Origin of the sequence: Aureibaculum algae (assembly GCF_006065315.1) — a bacterium.
Lineage (GTDB): Bacteria > Bacteroidota > Bacteroidia > Flavobacteriales > Flavobacteriaceae > Aureibaculum > Aureibaculum algae.
The window spans coordinates 3,147,233-3,168,699 of record NZ_CP040749.1 but is presented as its reverse complement, the minus strand read 5'-3'; the positions used below and the strand labels follow the sequence as shown (position 1 = coordinate 3,168,699).

20 protein-coding genes are annotated in these 21,467 nt (G+C 30.5%); 10 read left to right on the top strand and 10 right to left on the bottom strand.

The genetic code is table 11. From position 1 onward, the window contains the following. Positions 1-34: 34 nt before the first annotated feature. Positions 35-1,495 (bottom strand): TonB-dependent receptor, encoded by a 1,461-nt coding sequence (locus FF125_RS13235; RefSeq protein ID WP_138950214.1) that lies wholly within the window; start codon positions 1,493-1,495, stop codon positions 35-37. 85 nt (positions 1,496-1,580) lie between these two features. Here FF125_RS13235 and FF125_RS13230 point away from each other — a divergent pair, with 85 nt between their 5' ends. Then, positions 1,581-2,342 carry an MBL fold metallo-hydrolase gene (locus FF125_RS13230; RefSeq protein WP_138950213.1) on the top strand — a complete coding sequence of 254 codons (762 nt, stop codon included), beginning with the start codon at positions 1,581-1,583 and terminating at the stop codon, positions 2,340-2,342. 10 nt (positions 2,343-2,352) lie between these two features. Here the strand turns inward: FF125_RS13230 and FF125_RS13225 are convergent, their stop codons facing one another. From FF125_RS13225 to FF125_RS13200, 6 genes are all read right to left on the bottom strand, one after another. Next, positions 2,353-4,002, bottom strand: a complete 1,650-nt coding sequence (locus FF125_RS13225) for a phytoene desaturase family protein (RefSeq protein WP_394344129.1) — start codon at positions 4,000-4,002, stop codon at positions 2,353-2,355. Between the two features lie 68 nt (positions 4,003-4,070). Then, on the bottom strand, positions 4,071-4,925 hold the full coding sequence (locus FF125_RS13220; protein ID WP_138950211.1) for a metallophosphoesterase: 855 nt from the start codon (positions 4,923-4,925) through the stop codon (positions 4,071-4,073). Between the two features lie 149 nt (positions 4,926-5,074). Further along, complete coding sequence (locus FF125_RS13215; RefSeq protein ID WP_138950210.1) at positions 5,075-5,725, bottom strand: alpha/beta hydrolase; 651 nt, start codon at positions 5,723-5,725, stop codon at positions 5,075-5,077. A 152-nt stretch (positions 5,726-5,877) separates the two neighbouring features. Next, on the bottom strand, positions 5,878-6,207 hold the full coding sequence (locus FF125_RS13210; RefSeq protein WP_138950209.1) for a DUF4870 domain-containing protein: 330 nt from the start codon (positions 6,205-6,207) through the stop codon (positions 5,878-5,880). A gap of 51 nt (positions 6,208-6,258) precedes the next feature. Beyond that, positions 6,259-7,515: a dihydroorotase gene (locus FF125_RS13205; RefSeq protein ID WP_138950208.1), complete on the bottom strand. Its 1,257-nt coding sequence runs from the start codon at positions 7,513-7,515 to the stop codon at positions 6,259-6,261. A gap of 95 nt (positions 7,516-7,610) precedes the next feature. Then, the gene (locus tag FF125_RS13200) at positions 7,611-9,554 is read right to left on the bottom strand and encodes a BatA domain-containing protein (protein WP_138950207.1); all 1,944 of its coding nucleotides are present in this window, start codon (positions 9,552-9,554) and stop codon (positions 7,611-7,613) included. A 160-nt stretch (positions 9,555-9,714) separates the two neighbouring features. Between FF125_RS13200 and FF125_RS13195 the strand changes: the two genes are divergently transcribed. Next, positions 9,715-10,254 carry a YbjN domain-containing protein gene (locus FF125_RS13195; RefSeq protein ID WP_138950206.1) on the top strand — a complete coding sequence of 180 codons (540 nt, stop codon included), beginning with the start codon at positions 9,715-9,717 and terminating at the stop codon, positions 10,252-10,254. A gap of 18 nt (positions 10,255-10,272) precedes the next feature. Here FF125_RS13195 and FF125_RS13190 read toward each other — a convergent pair whose 3' ends face one another. The 3 genes from FF125_RS13190 to FF125_RS13180 all read right to left on the bottom strand — a co-directional run bounded on the left by FF125_RS13190 (position 10,273) and on the right by FF125_RS13180 (position 14,431). Then, complete coding sequence (locus FF125_RS13190) at positions 10,273-11,091, bottom strand: sterol desaturase family protein (protein WP_138950205.1); 819 nt, start codon at positions 11,089-11,091, stop codon at positions 10,273-10,275. Between the two features lie 82 nt (positions 11,092-11,173). Beyond that, on the bottom strand, positions 11,174-13,615 hold the full coding sequence (gene lon / locus FF125_RS13185) for an endopeptidase La (protein ID WP_138950204.1): 2,442 nt from the start codon (positions 13,613-13,615) through the stop codon (positions 11,174-11,176). 177 nt (positions 13,616-13,792) lie between these two features. Then, complete coding sequence (locus FF125_RS13180; protein ID WP_138950203.1) at positions 13,793-14,431, bottom strand: hypothetical protein; 639 nt, start codon at positions 14,429-14,431, stop codon at positions 13,793-13,795. A gap of 143 nt (positions 14,432-14,574) precedes the next feature. Here FF125_RS13180 and FF125_RS13175 point away from each other — a divergent pair, with 143 nt between their 5' ends. From FF125_RS13175 to ppk2, 8 genes are all read left to right on the top strand, one after another. Then, entirely contained in the window at positions 14,575-15,126 is a 552-nt protein-coding gene (locus FF125_RS13175) for an RNA polymerase sigma factor (protein WP_138950202.1), read from the top strand. After that, complete coding sequence (locus FF125_RS13170; RefSeq protein WP_138950201.1) at positions 15,116-15,673, top strand: hypothetical protein; 558 nt, start codon at positions 15,116-15,118, stop codon at positions 15,671-15,673. Before FF125_RS13175 ends, FF125_RS13170 begins: the two co-directional genes overlap by 11 nt. Continuing rightward, positions 15,654-16,736 carry a DUF4097 family beta strand repeat-containing protein gene (locus FF125_RS13165; protein ID WP_138950200.1) on the top strand — a complete coding sequence of 361 codons (1,083 nt, stop codon included), beginning with the start codon at positions 15,654-15,656 and terminating at the stop codon, positions 16,734-16,736. The genes FF125_RS13170 and FF125_RS13165 overlap by 20 nt, the downstream gene beginning before the upstream one ends. Positions 16,737-16,768: 32 nt before the next feature. Beyond that, positions 16,769-17,482, top strand: a complete 714-nt coding sequence (locus tag FF125_RS13160; RefSeq protein ID WP_138950199.1) for a head GIN domain-containing protein — start codon at positions 16,769-16,771, stop codon at positions 17,480-17,482. 397 nt (positions 17,483-17,879) lie between these two features. After that, positions 17,880-18,794, top strand: coding sequence for a prolipoprotein diacylglyceryl transferase (lgt, locus tag FF125_RS13155; protein ID WP_138950198.1), 915 nt, complete (start codon positions 17,880-17,882; stop codon positions 18,792-18,794). A 65-nt stretch (positions 18,795-18,859) separates the two neighbouring features. Further along, positions 18,860-20,137, top strand: coding sequence for an ornithine--oxo-acid transaminase (gene rocD / locus FF125_RS13150; RefSeq protein ID WP_138950197.1), 1,278 nt, complete (start codon positions 18,860-18,862; stop codon positions 20,135-20,137). Positions 20,138-20,184: 47 nt separating this feature from the next. Beyond that, complete coding sequence (locus FF125_RS13145) at positions 20,185-20,595, top strand: nuclear transport factor 2 family protein (protein WP_138950196.1); 411 nt, start codon at positions 20,185-20,187, stop codon at positions 20,593-20,595. 8 nt (positions 20,596-20,603) lie between these two features. Further along, entirely contained in the window at positions 20,604-21,467 is an 864-nt protein-coding gene (ppk2, locus tag FF125_RS13140) for a polyphosphate kinase 2 (RefSeq protein ID WP_138950195.1), read from the top strand.

Here is a 21,467-nt window from a genome sequence, read left to right as displayed (position 1 = left end):
AAAAATAAAGCCTCGAATTTCGAGGCTTTATTTTTTACTTATTTATTTTTTTTGCAAACTTTCTAGTAGAGTATCCAAAAAGACGATGATCTTTTATAAGTTCAGCTACACGATGAGGAATCATTTCTTCCCAACCTTCTTCACCATCGGCAATCATTTGCAATACATTTCTAGAGAAAATATCTAGTATTTCAGGGTTAAAGTTTTCTATATCTAACATCTTACCATTGTACTTAAAGAATTTATACAATTCTTTCATACGAGGATGTACTTTTAACGTATCACTAGTTATAAATTCGCCCGTATCTTGGTCTTTTAATGGATATAGATATACTTTTAAATCTTTAAAGAATAATTTACCAAAAGCTTCCAAAATACCACCACTTAAGTGACGGTAATACTTCTCATCAAAAATCTGAACTAAGTTGTAAACACCCATTGCCAAGGCCATTCTTGCTTTCGTAAATTGAGCAAAATATTCAACCAGTTTATAATATTCTTGAAAATTGGTGATCATAACGTTTTGACCTAAAGAGCAAAGTAGTTCAGCTCTGTCTAAAAAGTCACGTTCATTAATTTCACCTTCGGCTCTTAAATTAGCTAAGGTAATTTCAAATATAATTTTAGCATTATCTTCAGAAACCGTTTTCTCGTTTAAAAACATTTTTTGAGCGTTTTCAAACATATCCATATTCACTTTGGTAACGGGTCTAAAGCTACCACGCAATGCTAAAATATTCTTTTTATATAATACTTGAGCAGGTAATAAATTGTTACCATCTGGTCCAAACATTACGGCATCAGTCATTCCGTTTTTTACCAACTGAAGACTCATCAACCTATTGTCTACATACATAAAACGAGGTCCAGAAAAATTAATCATGTCTATTTCAATTTGGTCTTTGTCCAAATTGTCGTAGAAAGATTTTAATAATTCTTTCGGTCTATCATTCATGTAAAAAGCACCAAAAATAAGATTTACACCTAATACGCCTAATGTTTCTTGTTGTAAACGGGCATCATTTTGTTTAAATCTAATGTGTAAAACAATTTCATTATAATCCTCAAGCGGATCTAATTGAAATTTAATACCAACCCATCCATGTCCTTTAAACTTTTTAGCAAAATCTATTGTCGCAACAGTATTGGCATACGAAAAGAATAGTTTTTCAGGATGTTTAGATCTACTTAAGCGATCTTCCATTAACTCAATTTCATGAGTCAACATTTTTTTTAAACGAGGCTGAGTAACATATCTATTGTCATGCTCAATGCCATAAATAGCATCAGAAAAATCTTTGTCATATGCTGACATCGCTTTGGCAATAGTTCCAGAAGCACCACCAGCTCTAAAAAAATTACGCACAGTTTCTTGACCCGCACCTATTTCGGCAAAGGTTCCATAAATATTGTCATTAAGATTAATTTTTAACGACTTTCTTTTAATGGAAGGGATATTCGCAATTTCTTTATCACCTTTTAAAGTAACTGACATTTCTGGCTATTTTTGTTTTACAAATGTAAGAACTATACCTTAAATTTGTTAAAAATTAAACGTTATTTTTGTAAAAAGATTTGATATGAACATTACTTTTTTGGGTACAGGAACTTCTCAAGGCATACCAATTATTGGTAGTAATCATCCAGTCTGTTTATCAGATGATACTAAGGATAAAAGGTTGCGTAGCTCTATTATGCTTGAATGGGGTAACTTTAGATACATTATTGATTGTGGTCCTGATTTTAGGCAACAAATGTTGAGAGAAAATGTTGATGCCATTAATGGTATTTTATTTACTCATGAACATGCCGATCATACAGCTGGTTTAGATGACATCAGACCTTTTTCACATAAAATGGGTAACGTCCCATTATTTGTTCCAGAAAGAATTATTGGTAATTTAGAGCAACGTTTTTATTATATTTTCACAAAAGTAAATAGATATCCTGGAGCTCCAAGTGCAGGAATTCAAGTTGTAGAAAATGAGGTGTTTACACTAGGAGAAAAAGAAGTGCTTCCTGTTGAAGTAATCCATGGAAAATTACCCATTTTTGGTTATAGATTTGATGATTTTGCTTATTTAACAGATCTAAAGACAATTGAGGATAAAGAAAAAGATAAACTTAAAAATTTGGATACTCTTGTAGTGAACACCTTAAGAAAAGAGCCACATCCGACCCATTTAAATTTAGAAGATGCCCTTAGTTTTATTGATGAGTTACAACCTAAAAGAGCCTATTTAACACATATCAGTCACAATTTAGGTTTTCATAAAGAAGTACAAGAGCAATTACCAGAAAATGTATTTTTAGCTTATGATGGTTTAAAAATTAGCGTGTAAGAAAAACATTCTAGATTGTATCCTGTTTTGATTTAAGTCGTGCTTTTTTTACTTCAATTTTCTTAAGCATCCAGTCGGGGTAGTTACTATCGTCTTCTGCCTCATATATTCTAATCTTTTGATTTTCGTCCGGTTTTAGTAAATCTTCCTGTTTGCATCCTAAAATTTTTGCAGCAGTTTCAACACCTGAATAGCTCGCTCCTGCAACACCATGAGATAAAACACTTGAACCGCATAAATAAAGATTTTCAATTTCGGTTTCCGGTTTATATGCAAAAGGTCCAATTTGCTTAAAACTCTTTTCTGTACCATAAACACTACCGTTAGTAGTGTTGACATAATATTGATTTGTTAATGGTGTGCCTAAATCTTTATGTATAATGTTTTCTGAAATACCTGGCACAACTTTTTCTAGACTGTTTGTTATTTTGTCCATTATTTTGTCCTTAAAAGCTAAGTATTCAGAGGACCTGTCGTTGTCCTTTTCATTCTTAAATTTATCAAAAGCTTTATGGTTAATATATGTTATTGCTTCTATAGTATGGTAACGACCATCGAAGCTGGCAGGGTCTTTTAGGGTTGTACAACTTATAAAAAGACCAGAAAATTCATCTCCTTCTAAAATATTTATTTTTTGCATATCGTCATGCAAATCATCCATATCTTTATTTGGCAAAAGCCAAATGTTTCCTGAATCTAAACCCGCTTTTTTTACATCCATATCCACCGTTAGAAATAACATTAAAGAGGTACATGAATATTTAGTCTTCGTTAAGCGTTTTAAAAGTTTGGCACTAATATTTTCTTTACCTACTAAATTCAAAAAAGTAATTCCAGGATCAGCATTTGAAATGATTCTATCCGCAAATAGCTTTTCTCCATTTTCAAGTTCAACACCAATTGCTTTTTTTTTGTTGTTGTTGGCTAGTAAAATGGACTTTACACCTTGTTGAGTTTGTACCTCACTACCATGTTTTTTAATGCTATTAGTCATGGCTTTTACAATTGCTCCGCCGCCGCCCATTGGGTAATAACTCCCACTAAAATAATGTCCCATAACGGCACAATGTAAAGGAAATGGAGCTTTTGATGGTGGTAAACCATGATCGCCATATTGTATATATAGGATTTTTTGTAATAACGGATTTTTAATATGCCAATTCATAACTCTTTTTAAGCTGAATAGAGCAAATTTACCCATGTGCCTCGTTCTATAAGGTACTGTTAAATGTTGCCAAAAGCCTTTTAATTTCGGAATGAGTTGCAACTCAGTAGTTACATTTTTAACAAGGGTTAAATATTTCTTTATTTGTTTTTCCTCCTTTGGAAAACGTTGAGAAAGAGAAGTGGCGAAATCATTAATATTTGCAGGATAATCAAAACGTTCATCACCAATCCAACAATGTTCAAAACCATTAGGGTTCATTCTATAAAAAACCAAATCATTTGCAATACCCAAACCTTTGTAAAGTTCATTAGTCGATTCTCCTTCACCTAGTAAACCTACATAATGAACACCAGGTGTAAAACGGTATCCGTTAAGGTAAAAACTATGACACCAGCCACCTGGGACATCATGTTTTTCTAATACTAACACTTTTTGTCCTGCTTTGGCTAAACAAATTGCCGCAGAAAGTCCACCTACACCAGAGCCAATAATGATGGTATCTAATTTTGAGTTTTTAAGATTTTCCAGTTTGTTTTTTTAATTGATGAATATGAAGTTTACTAATCTAAAAAATTATTGTCAAATGAAAAAGGATTTTCGTTCGACGTATCAATAGAAACCTTTAAAGCGTCTGCACCTCCTGTAATTTGTACGCGAGTAATATTTTTTTCCTCATAAGGATTGTCTTTAATCCAAAAATGGCCATCACCATTAACGAGTAATATAGGTTTAGTAAAGTCTTTGGCTGCAGTTCTAAATAAATCAGTAAATGGTTTAAATTTATCTGCACCAGCCTCAACCATATTGGCATGAGAAAAAATTACTATAGCTTCTATATTATTTTTATTAGTGTCGATTAATTGTTGCACCCAAATACCATTTTCTGTTAAACGTGTTTGCCACTCGTCTGCATCATGCACTGAACTTCCAACAATATTTAGGCCAATAAATAAGACGTTATTCTGAATCCAGTTAAAGTTTTCTATCCTGTTGGGTTGGTTCGTTACAGTGTGTTTGAAATTCCAGTTTTTATTGAATTGTAAAAAATAGGTATTCCAAAATTCTAAACCTTCATTTGGATTGTCACAATCGTTATATTCATTATCACCTAAAACAATAAACGTAGGTGCTTTAATTTTTTTTAGAATAGTATTGACGTCTTTATATACATTTTCCTCACAGGGAACACTTCCTTTTTTTATATCACCAACATGAACAACAAATTCAGAGGCTTCTTGTGCATTGTGTTTTTCAATTAAATTGACTAAACCTTCTAATTGAGAATCACCATAAGGCACATCTCCAATTACCGTAAAAGCTATTGGTTCTGCATCCTTATTTTCAATTTTATCTTCTGCTTTTTCGCAAGATGATAGGAATAAATAAATGATTAATAAAAAGATTAAATTTTTCATTTTACTTCTTTTATGCTGTTTACGAAGTTAATCATTTTATCCTAACCGTTATTATTACTGCTAATTATGATAGTAATAAGTGAAATATGGGTAAAAACAATGGAGTATTAAATTTCCTTTACTTTGGATTGGCTAGGAAAGATTAATTGCTAAATTCTGGCTTCGATCCATTGCTTTAAACTATAAAAATTCTGAGGAGCTACACCATGTCCAACTTGATATTCTTCATAGCTGTTTTTAATACCTAAATTATCTAAAAAGGGTTTTGTTTTTCTCGCCCAGTCAACAGGAATAACTTGGTCTACAGTACCATGAGAACTATAGATTTCTAAATTTTTAAAATTAGTATGGTTTAAATTTTCTGGAAGTAATTCGTTATTTATGTAACCACTTAGTCCAACTACATATTGTACTTTTTCAGGATGACTCAATGCTACGGCATAACTTAAAATGGTACCTTGACTGAAACCCAATAAAAATACTTTATTAGGGTTGACATCAAAATTGGCGATTACTTCATCGATAAAGTTGTTGATTATCTCTTTAGATTTTAAAGCTTCGTCAGTGTCCGAAAATTTACCGTCAGTATTGTCAAAATGTATTGTATACCATGCATATCCGCCAGGTCCCATAGTTAAAGGAGCTCTTGCACTTATGATTAATAAATCATCCGGTAATTCATCGGCAAATGAAAATAAATCTTGTTCATTGCTACCGTATCCATGAAGTAGTATTAACAGTGGTGGGTTCTTAATATTACTTTTTGGTTTTCTTACTAAGTATTCTAAAGATAAATTCATTGATTTGATTTGTAAAGATTAATGGCTTTAATAGGAATAGAAAAACGTTGCTAAAATAAGATTAACTAGTTAAATTATCTTGATTTTAAAATAGTTTATAACAAAAAAAACCACGCTAAAAGCGTGGCTAAAATATAAATTTTTAAATTAATTTATCCTATAGTTTTGAACCATTCTTCGAATTGATCACCTAAAACAGGTACTTTCGATAATTTGCCTTGAGAAGCTCCAATTGCTCCCATTACCATAAGTACTAATGGTAATAAACCTATATAAAATCCTAAACTACCTAATGGTAAAAATCTTAAGATTATGTTTAGTGCTATACCTATAAGTATAATACCAAGCATTTGTCTAATGTGAAATGATGCGAATGCATTTTTTTTGTCGTTATTCATAACAAAAGCAATAATTGTACCTATAAAAGTAATGTAGGCAATTATACCCATTGTTTTTCCTTCGTCGATTGTGTTTTGATCCATAATTTATTTTAAATTTAAAGTATTAGTTAATTGGTTGCAAATATATTAATATTAATTGATTACAAATTTGTTATTGGCAAAAATGCCATAAACTTTTCCTTTTAATTGTTTACCTATAAATGCAGAGTTTTTTGATGTTGAAAAAATATTTTCTTCGCCAAATACATACTCCGTATCAGGATTAAATAACGTAATATTTGCTATTTCTCCTTTTGCAATTGTCGGATTTTCAATTTTAAAACGCATTCTTGGTGAATTTGTTATACAATCGATGGTTTTTTCTAAAGGAAGCACTTTATTTATAGCGCCAAAAAAACTCTCCATACCAATGGTACCATTTTTTGCATTTTCAAATTCTACTTTTTTGTTTTCTATGTCAATCGGGTTATGATCAGAAGTTATCATATCAATTGTACCATTTACAATTCCCTTTTTTAAAGCATTTAAGTCCGTCTTTTCTCTTAATGGTGGTTTCACTTTATAATTGGTATCAAATTCGTTTAGTTCACTGTCATTTAAAAATAAGTGATGAGCACTTACACTACAGGTTACATTAAGTCCCTTTTTCTTAGCTTCAGCTATTAATTTAACGGACTTCTCCGTAGAAATAGTAGGTATATGTAGTTTACCACCAGTATACTCCAGTAAAAATAAATCTCTAGCAATTTGTAACTCTTCTGCAACTGTTGGTATTCCCTTTAAACCTAATTTAGTAGACATAGCCCCTTCATTTGCAACACCATTATTACTTAAGGAATTGTTCTGTGGAAAACTCATTACTAGTCCGTCAAAGTTTTGGGCATAGAGTAGTGCTATTTTCATTAAATTTGCATTGCTAATTGATTTGTTGTAATCGCTAAATGCAATGGCACCAGAATTAGACATATCAAACAATTCAGCAATTTCTTGACCGCTTGCCTGTTGTGTTAAGTTAGCAATAGGATATAGATTAACAATATTTCCCTTCGCTTTGTTAATTAAAAACTCAACTGCAGATTTGTTATCAATTACAGGATACGTGTTAGGATTCACAGCAACGGCTGTAAATCCACTTTTTGCGGCTACGTTTAATCCGTTTGGTAGATTTTCACGTTCTTCGAAACCAGGTTCACCAAAAGAAACACTGGTGTCAAACCACCCCACTGAAATATGAAGATTTTCTAGCTCAATTTCTTTTATATTATTGATGTTTTTAATAGTAGACGAAATTTCAGTAATCTTACCGTTTTCAATTAAAATATCTTGTGTTTTAAGATGAAAAGGACTATGACGGTCAATTATTTTTGCAGATTTTATGAGTAGATTCATGCGTTCTAAATAAGTTTATGCGTTTTCTGTTTATGCTTTTATTTGTGTAGAGAGATTATACATTATTAGCCAATCAACTCAATGAGCGTACTTTGTTATAGAAATTTTAGTAATAGAATTTCAATGATTAAAAATAAAATTGCAGCTATTAAAAACCATTGCCAATAGCTCGTTACTTTGGTTACTTCAGATAAATTTACAAATGCTTCTTTTACATTTGAAGTGTAATTTATATTTGTTGCATCACCGAAATAATCTTCTACGTTTATATAATTTAAATTACCTTCTTGTCTATTATAATTATATGCAATTTGCTTAATTGATGTATTATTATGCAAGATGGTTGTAAAACCACTTTGTATCGGATTTGTTTCTGTTGTAATGGTAACTTTGTCAGAATTAATTTGTTGTAATGGAATATAGTCTTCTTTCTCATTGGAAACATGTAAAACTTCATCTTTAGACAGTTGTATTGGGATTTCAAACGTATTTAAATTTCCAATTGTGTAATATAACTGTGATAAATTATGACTGTACAATCCAAAATTATAAAAAATTGGTACAATTAATGGAGAGTTTTTGAAATTAGAATTTTGATTTGAAATTGGAGCAGCTAGCCAGTAAGTTTTACCTTTATTAGTGACTGTTTGAGAAATAAAAGAGTTGCCATCTTCAAAATCTACAATGGAAGATGCTCTTGTGAAATTACTTCTAAAATGACTTTTAATATTAGGATATTGGAAATTTTTAATTTGTTTTTCAAACACTCCCTTTAATAAAGGATGGGAAAAATTTATTGTTGTTACAGCGATTTCAGAATTAACCTGTCCTAATACTTTGCCCATTTTTAAGCTTGTTAAAGCCGCATTATATGAATTTAAATTCATATTTAATGAAGGAATAATAACCAAGCTACCTCCATTGTTAGTAAAAGATTTTAGAGTTGAGTTTAAAGCAACAGAAATACTTTCTAACTCGTTAAGTAAAATTAAATTTTGTTGATTTAAAGTATTGTAATCAAGATTGTTTAGTGTTGTTGACGTAAAATTAAATTCGTCACTAGTGTAAATTTTAGATAAAAAACTATTATCACTACCAATGGCGGTTACATTAATTTTTTCGGGCCTATCCATGCTAAAGTATAGTTCATTATCGAAAGTTAGGTTTTCATCGTCAAGTTGCAGTTTACCATTAAATTTTCCTGAATTGGGTATATTAAAGTTGATTTTACCAGACGCCTCTTCGGCGAGATTAATAGCCGATTTACCAGCTAATAACTCGTTATTATACAAGCTAACGGAAATGTTTTCTTTTGAGTTTCCATAATTTTTCACAAGCGTTGTTAATTGTATTGTCTCATTATTTTGATCTGAAATATAGACACTATCTATACTAAGGTTTGATACTTGTTTAGGCGAAATTTGAGTAATGAAATATGAATTTAAACTGTCTATTTCAAATTTATTTTCATTAGTATAGTATTGAAAATCAGAAATTAAAAATATATTATGTAAAGCTTTAGATTTTTTAATATTGTTTTTAATTTTAAATAAGATGGCTGACAAATCTGTTTTGATAGGGTAGTATTCTATTTCTAATAACGTATTTTTTAGTTCTTTAGCAGATAAATTTTCATAGACATTATTATTGGTATAAAGATTAATAGGTTCAAATTGCTGCGTATTCTCAATAATATCTTGTACAGCTCTTTTTAATAATTGACCTTCACTTCCTTTTGCTTGCATGGAGAAGGAATTGTCTAAATATATGGAAGTATGTGTTGGGTTATTTGATTTAGAATCAACAATAAAAGGTTGAGCAAAAGCGAGAATAATGGCTGTAAATAATAATAACCTAGTAAAAAGGACTAGAAATTTTTTAAGCTGAGAGCTTTTCCGCGTTTGTAATTCAACTTCTTTTAAGAATTTAACATTGGTAAAGGCTACTTTTTGAAAACGGCGTAACTGAAATAAGTGAATTAATATAGGGATAATTAGCAAAAATAAGGCGTAAAGTAACTCGGGATGCTTAAATTGCATTGTTCAAAATGATTTGTCAAAAATAGTAAAATATTAGATATTGACTATTCTTATTACATATTCTTTTGCAATTTTTAAAAATAATTTTTTGATTGAAATAGTAAATCTTGTAAGTAAACGTTTTAGTAAGAGACGAAACTTAAATTAACTAATTTGTATTATGCCTGAAAATCATTATCATACAAGAACCTTTACAGAAAATGTGAGTATAAATTTAGCATCATTCTTCGCAATTTTCTTATTTGCAGGTTCATTTTCTGTACAGTCACAGAACATGACCAACAGTGACTTAGAAAAAATTATTTATGTAGTTTCTGATAGTATTAGAGGAGAATCGGGTAATTGGCAATTTATGATCAAAGGTAGAATGTTAGCCTGTATTACAGATACAACCAATAACAGACTCCGAATTATGTCACCCATTATTGAGCAGAAAAAATTAGCTCATATAGATTTACTTAAGCTTATGGAAGCTAATTTTCATTCCGCATTAGATGCGAGATACGCTATTTCTGACAATTTATTATGGTCTATGTATGTACACCCATTAAAAGAATTACAAAAAGATGAAATCTTAAGTGCTATTAATCAGGTGTATACAGCTGCATTAACTTATGGTACCACCTATAATAGTAGCGAATTAACCTTTCCTATTAAAAAGGAAATTGAAGAGGAGAAGAAGCAAAAAGGTAAGATGTAACGTTTTTCTCTAAATTTATTAGTAATCCGTCTTTATCTCTTTATTAAAAGGAACTTTAAATTGATAACCTACATTTTCGTCTAATTTCCCATCTAAAACATCAAGTCCGTAAATTACCTTATTAGGATTACCATAGACAAAGGTGCCGAAAATACGATCCCAAAATGAAAAAATATTACCAAAATTAGTATCAGTCCAAGGTCTTTCAAAATGATGATGGAATTTATGCATGTTAGGTGTAATAAAAATCAAACTCATAGGTTTGTCTATCCATACCGGTACATTTACATTGGCATGTGTGAGATACGTAAATAGAATGGTTACTATTTTATATACAACATAAAAAGCAAAAGGAGCACCAATAATTACAATGGCTATTAAGGCCGCAATTTCTCGTAAAACATAATCACCAGGATGATGTCGTGTGCCTGTGGTAGCGTCAACCTTAGTATCGCTATGATGTATCATATGGAATCTCCACATCCAACTTACTTTATGTAAATAATAATGAACAGCATATTGTGCTACAAAATCTAAAAAAAGAATTGTTATGAATAGTTCTGCCCAAATAGGTAAATGAACCCAATGTAAAATACCTATTTGATGTGTGCCGATATAACTAAATACACCAACAGTTAGTAATCCAAATACTATATTAATAGCTAAACTTGTACCTAAGAAAACTAAGTTAACCCCTGCATGTTTCCATTTTTTATAATTTAGTTTTACTAATGGATATATACCTTCTAAAAACCAACTGAATAATAGACAAGCCAAAATCCAAACTAGTTTTTGCCATGATGGCATTTGTTCAAAGAATTGTAAAAAGGATTCCATTTTTGTAGTGGGTTTTTACAAATATAAAAAAAGGCGTTGTAAAATATCTTTACAGCGCCTTTATTATTGAAATTAAAACGAATTACTTCTTTGCTTTCTGTTTCAATAAAGCAATATCAATTACCTCTTTCATATTCTCAACAAAATGAAATTTCAAGCCTTTTAAATATTCCTCTTTAATTTCATCAATGTCTTTTTGATTGTCTTTACATAAGATAATTTCTTTGATGTTAGCTCTTTTAGCTGCTAAAATCTTTTCTTTTATTCCACCAACAGGTAAAACTTTTCCACGTAAGGTCATTTCTCCAGTCATGGCTAAATGTGATTTTACTTTTCTGCCTGTAAAGGAAGAAACTAACGAAGTTAACATGGTTATACCTGCACTAGGACCGTCTTTTGGAGTAGCTCCTTCAGGTACATGTATGTGTACATTTTTAGTTTGTAAATCTTCCATATCAATTCCAAATTCATCCGCATTTGCTTTGATAAACTCCATTGCGATAGTTGCTGACTCTTTCATTACTTTACCTAAATTACCTGTAATGGATAAATTACCTTTACCTTTTGATAGAATAGATTCAATAAATAAAATATCACCTCCAACACTTGTCCAGGCCAATCCAGTTACAACTCCAGGAACTTCATTCGTTTCATATTTATCGCGTTCTAAATTTGCAGCTCCTAATATTTTTATGATATCGTCATTGCTAATTTTAACTTGATATTCTTGCTCCATTGCAATAGATTTGGCAGCATATCTTACCACCTTTGCTATCATTTTGTCAAGCGTTCTAACTCCCGATTCTCGAGTGTAACCTTCAATAATACGTTCAAATTGAGGTTTCCCAATTTTAATGTCTTTTGAAGTTAAACCGTGTGCTTTTAATTGTTTTGGTAACAGGTGTTTTTTAGCAATTTCAATTTTTTCCTCTATAATATATCCAGAAACATTTATCATTTCCATTCTATCGCGTAAAGCCCAAGGAATATTACCCAAATTATTTGCCGTAGCAATAAATAATATTTTGGAGAGGTCGTAACCTACTTCTAAAAAATTATCGTAAAATGCATTATTTTGCTCAGGATCAAGCACTTCTAACATTGCTGAAGAAGGGTCACCATTATTATTACTTACTAATTTGTCAATTTCATCTAAAACAAAAACGGGATTGGAAGTTCCAGCTTTTTTAATATTTTGAATAATTCTACCTGGCATAGCACCAATATAGGTTTTTCTATGTCCACGTATTTCCGCTTCGTCACGTAAACCACCTAATGACATTCTTACATATTTTCTTCCTAGTGATTCAGCAACCGATTTACCTAATGAAGTTTTACCAACACCCGGAGGTCCGTACAAACAAATAATTGGCGATTTCATATCTCCTTTTAGTTTAAGGACTGCCAAATGTTCTATGATACGTTCTTTTACTTTTTCGAGTCCAAAATGATCTCTATTTAGTATTTTCTCAGCACGTTTTAAATCGAATTTATCTTTAGAATATTCTTCCCAAGGCAATTCTAGTAATAAGTCTAAATAATTGCGTTGTACTGAATATTCAGCTGCCTGTGGGTTCATGCGTTGCAAACGACTTAATTCTTTATCAAAAGTTTCAGAAACTTCTTTGCTCCACTTTTTCTTTTTCGCAGTTTGACGCATTTCCTCCAACTCCTCATCATAAGATGCTCCACCCAATTCCTCTTGAATAGTTTTCATTTGTTGGTGTAAATAATATTCACGTTGTTGCTGATCCATATCCTCACGGACTTTAGAATGGATAACATTTTTTAATTCAAGATGTTGCAATTCTGCATCCATCTTTTTTAGTGTTTCTAACGCTCTTTTCTTTAAGCTATTGGTGTTTAAAAGAGCTTGTTTTTCTTTAACTCCTAAGTTCATGTTTGAAGAAACAAAATTCACTAAGAAAGAGTTACTTTGAATATTTTTTATAGCAAAAGATGCTTCTGAAGGTAAGTTCGGATTCTCTTTAATTATCTTAAGTGCGATATCTTTAATAGAATCTATAATCGCTGTAAACTCGGTATCTGTTATTTCTGGAATTTCTTCTACCAATTCTTTGGCTGTAGCTTTTATATAAGGCTCTGTTTGCACAAATTCACCCACTTCAAAGCGTTTCTTTCCTTGAATAACAACCATCGTATTACCGTCAGGCATTTTTAGTACCCGTAAAATTCTGGCTACCGTACCAATACTATGAATATCTTTACGCGTAGGATTTTCTACCGACTCATTATTTTGAGCTACAACACCGATAGTTTTGTCACCAGCATTGGCCTCTTTAATTAATTTTATAGATTGGTCTCTACCTGCAGTTATTGGAATTACAACCCCTGGGAATAATACCGTATTTTTTAATGTTAAAATAGGTAAGATATCAGGTATAGCTTCATTTTTTATTTCTTCTTCATCTTCAGGCGTCATTAGTGGAATCAATTCAGAATCCTCATCAAGCATGTTTTGAAGTGACAGATTGTCAATATTTAAAAATTTTGGATCACTCATATGTATATATAGGTCAATATGACATTAAACGTTTATTTAATTAAAATAATACATTGCAATTGAATATTTAAATAACTGATAATTAATTTAATAGCTATTCGTAAATGTATTTTCAAAATATATATTTCAATAGTTGTGCCAATGGGGAGAATGCGTGTTTAAATTGATTATTTAAATTTATTTTATATCGATTAAGGGTGGAGGAGGCGGAGGTGGTATCGTAAAGAATATATCACTTTCAAATATAATATTATATTCAAAAAAGTCAGGAGAATTAGCAGTATTAATGTTGTTAAATTGTTCCAATATTTCTGCTAGAACTTCTTTTGTTTTTGATATTTTATATTTATCATCAATATACAAGTATATTAATGCAGGGTTAAGTATGTTTTTATTATGCTGAAAATTATAAGGTTTTGAAATAATGCTGTCGATTTCATTTTTAAGATTTTTAATTGATACTTTATTCTTGAAATCAAGACCTATGGAATCGTTTTTAATCATCAGCGTATTTTTATAAAAATAGCAACCTCCAGCAGATGATGGACATTCAGCGAAACCAGTAATGTGATAATTAATTTTATTAAACTTGAATTTTAAACCTGAGATTTTTTTATCACATGCTATTTCTTCCATTTCTCTTCTTAACTCAGAGAAATTTTTAATTGTATCTAAATCAAGGATTATAAGTTCCTTTTTTGCGTAGTACTTTTTGTAATCTTGAGCAAATACCTCTTTTTTAATTGATTTTTCTTTAAAATCGTCACAAGAGTTTAGTAGCAATAATGAAATTAATGCTAAACTAAAATTTTTCAACTTACTTATTTTATATAACAAATATACCGAATATGACGTGTTTATTCGTCTAAAAATCAATTAACTATTCACGAAATTAATTTATTTTTCATAAAACTGTAACAAATAAAAACTTACTTTGTCTTTTATTCAGAAACGATACATTGCGAGATAACCAACAACATATTACACAGCTTTTGCAGCAATGCAAAAAGGGAAAACAAAGTGCTCAATTCGAGATCTATAAGTTGTACTATAAAGCAATGTATAATACAGCCCTAAGGATTTTAAAAGACAGTTTTGAAGCTGAAGATGTAATGCAGGAGTCGTTTCTAATTGCATTTACAAAATTGAGCACTTTTAAAGGAGAAGTAACTTTTGGAGCTTGGTTAAAAAGAATTGTTATTAATAAGAGTATAACGCAAATTAGAAAAAACAATAGGATTCAAGAAGTGCCTCTAGAAGTTGTTAAAGAACAGGCGGAAGAAAATAGTGAAAATGTAAATTATGAAGCTATTAATCCAAGAGTGATTATTAATGGAATCAATCAATTAAAAGATAATTATAGAGTGGCGTTGACCTTGAATTTAATAGAAGGGTATGATTATGAGGAAATTTCTGAAATAATGAAAATTACAAATCAGAATTCTAGAACAACAATTTCAAGGGCAAAGAATAAATTAAGAAGAATTTTAGCGACAGATTATGCAAGATAAAAAAGACAATTTAGAAGAAAGGCTCTTTGAGTTGAATGGTCAATTTGATATAGAAGAACCTGAAATAGGGCATTTTAATAGATTTGAGGCTAAACTGGCTCGTCAAGACGCTACAAAATCGAAATGGAACCCAAATACTTGGAAGTGGCTCGCTGTTGCCGCATCAATTGCTTTGGTTTTTAGTATTGGTTTTAATTCCTTTAAATCGGAACCAGAAGGATTTGAATTGGCAGATGTTTCGCCTAAAATGGAGGAGACACAAAGCTTTTTTGTATTGACGATCCAGAGTGAATTAGAGCAAATTAATTTAAAAAGGAATGAAGATAACAAACAAGTTATAGATGATGCTCTAAAACAATTAGACAAGCTTGAGGAAAATTATAAAGAGCTTACTGTAGAACTTAAAACGAGTAATAAGGACAAGCGAATTATTTATGCAATGATCTCTAATTATCAACAACGTATAGAAGTATTACAGTTTTTACTAGAACAATTAGATGAAATAGAACAATTTAAAAACACGAATAATGAAGAAACAATTATATAAAATAGTATTATTTTTATTGTGCTTTTCCCTTTTGATGCATGCAAATGAAAAAGGAGATTTTAAACACGAAAAATCAAAAACAATAAAAAAGAATTATACGGTAAATAGTAACGCCTTAGTTAGAATTGATAATAGATATGGTAACATAGATGTTGTTTCTTGGGATGGTAATTCAGTTGAAATAGAAGTTAAAATTACCGTTAAAGGGAATGATGAAGATAAGGTAATAAATCGCTTGAATACGATAAATATTGAATTTGATGCCAATAAAAGTGAGGTTTACGCTAAAACGATTATTGAAAAAAAATCATCTTCTTGGTCTTGGGGTTCGAGTAAAAACAGTAATGTAAATTACCAAATTGATTATAAAATAAAAATACCAATTACCAATAAAGTCGATTTAGAAAATGATTATGGTAATATTACTTTGAATGAATTGAAAGGAGATTGCACCATCAATTGTGATTATGGATCTATCATTATTGGTGATTTACACAGTAACAATAATGATATAAACATAGATTATTCTACAAATTCTTCAATTGGTTTGATGAATGGAGGCTCTATAAATGCTGATTACTCAAAGTTTACAGTGGAAAAAGCAGGAACTATTGATCTTAATGCAGATTATACCACCTCAGTTTTTGAAAATGTAAAAACGCTGGATTATAATTGTGATTATGGGAGTCTTAAAATTGACAATGCAGAAAATGTGGAAGGAGTAGGTGATTACTTATCATTAAAAATGGGGTCTATTTCAAATAGAGTAGAAATTGAAGCTGATTATGGTTCTGTAAAAATTGAAAATCTACGCGATGGTTTTAGCCGTGTTGATATTGATGGTAGCTATACAGGAATAAAAATTGGAGTTCCAAAAACTAAAGGCTTCAGTTTTGATATTAAACTTAGTTATGGAGGTTTTAAATATGACAAAGACATGGTGGATTTTAGTAGTCAGATCGTGAAATCGAGCTCTAAATCATACCAAGGATCTTATGGGAAATCAAATGTACAATCAAAAATATTTATAGATTCAGGATATGGAAGTGTAACTTTTTATTAAAACGATAACTCAAATTCTAAAAACTAAAAAAAATGAAGAAATTAATCATCTTATTAGCAATTACAGCATTTAGTATTCCTTCAAATGCTCAATGGAAAAAAATAAAAGGTAATGGCAATGTAACTACAACTACTAGAACTGTTTCAGAATATGATAAAATCGGTATTTCAGGTTCATTTGATATTAAACTCGTAGCTGGTAAAGAAGGTAAACTTACAATTGTTGCCGAAGACAATTTATTGGAATATTTAATTACAGAAGTGGAAGGTGAAAATTTAAAAATTAAATGGAAAAAAGGAATTAATATTAAAACAAAAGAAAAAATAGTAATTACTATTCCTTTTAAAGATATTGAAGAAGTTGCTTTGACTGGTTCGGGAGATGTTATTTCTAATGATATTATCAATGCTGATAATTTTAAAGCTGCTCTTTCTGGATCAGGTGATTTTCAATTAAAACTTAAGGTAAATATGCTTAAATCTGCCATATCAGGATCAGGAGATATGAATTTAAGTGGAGTCGCTAAAAATTTTGATTGTGCTATTTCTGGTTCAGGAGATGTGGAGGCAGAAATGTTAGTTACAGATATTGCCACAGTTCGTATTGCAGGTTCAGGTGATGTATCAATACATGTAAAAGAGGAACTTGATGCCAAAGTTTCAGGATCTGGTGATATCCGTTATAAAGGGAATCCTAAAAAAAATAGTACTAAAGTAAGTGGATCAGGGAGTGTAAGATCTATTTAGTATTACTGAAATAAGCATATAAAAAGGGATCTGTTCAATTTGAACAGATCCCTTTTATTTTTAAAATAAAATAAGCATTAACGGTAACGTCTTTTTTTATTCCATATAGTACTATTGGTATTTTCAAATCTTATTTTTAAAGTTGTCATATTTATTGTTTTTTAAATTGAATGGGTAAGACGTATAATATTCACTTAAGTTGCACTAAGTGTAATCTATTAACTAAATTTTAACATTTAAAAAGAAATCTTACAAAGATTTTGTTAAAAAACAGTTCATTTTTCTGTAATCCTGACTTTATAGTTGAAATAACTCATTTATAAGTATAAAAAAATCTTCCAACCATTAATGATTAAATAATTTAACAATAACTATATTTACGGTCAAATTTAGATATATGATTTTTTCACTTGCGATAGACTGGAATTTTAATCCAGATATTATAAAAATAGGATCTTTTCCTATCAAATATTATAGTTTAATGTATGTTTTAGCTTTCATTGTTGGTTTACAATTGATGAAACGCATTTACACTAAGGATAATATTTCTTTAGAAAAATTAGATTCAATTTTTATTTATACGGTCATTGCAATGCTTTTGGGAGCACGGATTGGACATTATGTTTTTTATGAAGAAGATTACACCTTAGCTGAGGTGTTTTTACCTTTTAAATTAGATCCATTTGAATATACCGGTTTTCAAGGATTAGCAAGTCATGGGGCGGCTATTGGTATAATTATTGCCATGTATTTTTACAGTAAAAGGGTGGTAAAAAAACCATTATTGTGGACCTTAGACAGATTGGTAATACCAACAGCATTGGGGGCAATGTTTGTACGATTAGGGAATCTGTTTAACTCGGAGATTGTTGGTAAGGCAACTGGTACCGATTTTGGATTTAAATTTATTAGAAATGATATCAGTGAGTATAAAGCGATGGCAATTACTCAAGCCAAGAGTGTTAATAAAGCATATGATCTTATAGATAATAGCTCTCGTTTTAAAGAGGTTTTAGCTGAAGTACCAAATCGTTATCCTACTCAGATTTACGAAGCTACAGGATACGTAATAACCTTTTTTGTGCTTTGGTATATCTATTGGAAAACAGATAAAAAACAAAAATATGGTTACCTATTTGGAGTTTTTATGGTAATGCTATGGTCAATTAGATTTATCATAGAATTTTATAAAGAATGGCAAGGAGGTATAGAGACGCTATTTAATGTAAATTTAAATACAGGTCAATTATTGAGTATTCCCTTGGTATTGGTTGGTTTATTTTTTATGTTTAGACCTGTAAAAACAGTATAAAATGAATGGATGATTTCTCTCCCGTAAGAAGGAATTTTAAGTGTTAAATTTTAAAATTTTAAAAGATGGTCTTAGAAAAGCAAATTACATCAAAACAAGCAATTGATTTAGAAAACAAATATGGTGCTCATAATTATCACCCGCTACCTGTAGTATTAAATAAAGGTAAAGGTGTTTTTGTTTGGGATTTGGAAGGGAATAAGTATTACGATTTTCTATCTGCGTATTCCGCGGTAAATCAAGGGCATTGTCATCCTAAAATAATAAATGCTTTAAAAGAACAAGCAGATACGTTAACGCTTACCTCAAGGGCCTTTTATAACGATAAATTAGGTCAATATGAAAAGTATGTAACTGATTATTTCGGTTTTGAAAAAGTTTTACCCATGAATACTGGAGCTGAAGCTGTAGAAACTGCAATAAAAATAGCAAGAAAATGGGGGTATGAAAAAAAAGGAATTCCTTCTAATAAAGCTAAAATTATAGTTTGTGAAAATAATTTTCATGGACGAACAGTAACAATCATTTCAGCATCGAATGACCCAGTGGCTACTGAAAATTTTGGACCTTTCACGCCTGGTATTGTTTCAATAAAATATAATAATCTTGATGCATTAAAGGAAGCTTTAAAAGATGAAAATGTTGCCGCATTTTTAGTGGAACCAATTCAGGGTGAAGCTGGAGTTTTTGTGCCTGATGAAGATTATATAAAAAATGCATATGCAATTTGTAAAGAGAAAAATGTACTTTTTATAGCAGATGAAGTGCAGACTGGGGTTGCGAGGACTGGTCGTTTGTTAGCATCTTGTGGCAACTGTTCATGTAAAGATAAAAATTGTTCTAGTACACCTGATGTAAAACCTGATATTTTAATTTTAGGTAAGGCTATTTCGGGTGGAGTATTTCCAGTTTCAGCTGTTTTAGCCGATAATCACATCATGGAAGTAATTCAACCAGGTAATCATGGCTCTACCTTTGGAGGAAATCCATTGGCTTGTGTGGTAGCAATGGCAGCTTTAGATGTTGTAAAAGAAGAAAATCTTGCTGAAAATGCTTTTAAATTAGGCGTACAATTTAGAAAAGGTATGCAAGATTTAATAAATAAGTCAGATTTAGTAAAATTAGTTAGAGGAAAAGGCTTGTTAAATGCTATTGTTATTAATGATAGTGAAGATAGTTCTACAGCTTGGAATATTTGTGTTGCATTAAAGGAAAAGGGACTCTTGGCAAAGCCAACTCATGGCAATATAATTAGGTTTGCTCCTCCATTGGTAATGACAGAGGTTCAGTTAGAAGATTGTATATCTATAATTAGTGAAACAATAATCAATTTTAAAAAATAAAAATGTTTTACAATAGGTCTCTTTTGTGTTTTTTCGGATTCTTTATAATGTCTCAAATGACATTTGCTCAATCTAATGATGAACTTGAAATAAAAGAAGTGATCGATGTTTTTTTTGAGGGTTTACATGCTGGTGATACTTTAAAAATAAAAGAAACGGTAGGGGGTAAGGTTATTATGCAATCTGTGAATAATTCAGGGCTTAAGTCCGTAATTTTTAGTGATTTTTTAAAAAATATTGCTAGTATTAATCCTGAAACTACCAAAATTAAAGAAAAAATAATATCTTTAAATATAAAATCAGATGGAGTCATGGCAAATGCTTGGGCTCCTTATGAATTTTATATAAATTCTGAATTCAGTCATTGTGGTATAAATTCTTTTCAATTAATCAAAATTGAAGGAAACTGGAAAATTATTTATATCATTGATACTAGAAGAAAAGATAATTGTAATTAATAATGTAGATGGATAAAAACGAAATAAAACTTACAAAAGAAGATTTTGAAAGAGTCTCTTCAAACAAAGAATTGATAGCTTTAATCAACAGTAAAGGTAGAAATATTGACTCTATTTTAAAGAGACTTAAATACGAAGATGAATTAAAAAAGCTTCAAATTGAATTGGTAAAATTACAACAGTGGATTTCTACAAGTAAGAAGCGTGTTGTAGTTATTTTTGAAGGAAGAGATGCCGCTGGTAAAGGTGGTAATATAAGACGTTTTACAGAGCATTTAAATCCACGTTCTATGAATTTGGTAGCATTGACTAAGCCAACAGAAGTAGAGCGAGGACAGTGGTACTTTAGACGCTACATAAAAGAATTATCAAATCCTGGTGAAATTGTATTTTTTGACAGAAGCTGGTATAATAGAGCAGTGGTAGAACCGGTAATGGGGTTTTGTACGCAAGAGCAATACCGCAAGTTTATGCTACAAGTACCTGAATTTGAGCATATGTTATATGAAGATGGCGTAAAGATCATTAAGTTTTGGTTTTCTATATCAAAGGAAGAGCAAAAAGCAAGATTTGATGCAAGATTAGAAACTCCATTAAAAAGGTGGAAATTTAGTCCTGTAGATCAAAAAGGACAAGAATTGTGGGATACGTATACTTCTTATAAAGAACAAATGTTTAGTAAAACACATACTACATATTGTCCATGGATTATTGTTAAAGCAAATGATAAAAAGACAGCCAGACTCGAAAGTATGAGGTATGTTTTATCACAGTTTGAATATCCAGATAAAGATAAGGCATTAACTACATTATTACCAGATCCTAATATTATTATGAGATATTTTAGATCTGCTGAACAAATTGATTATTGA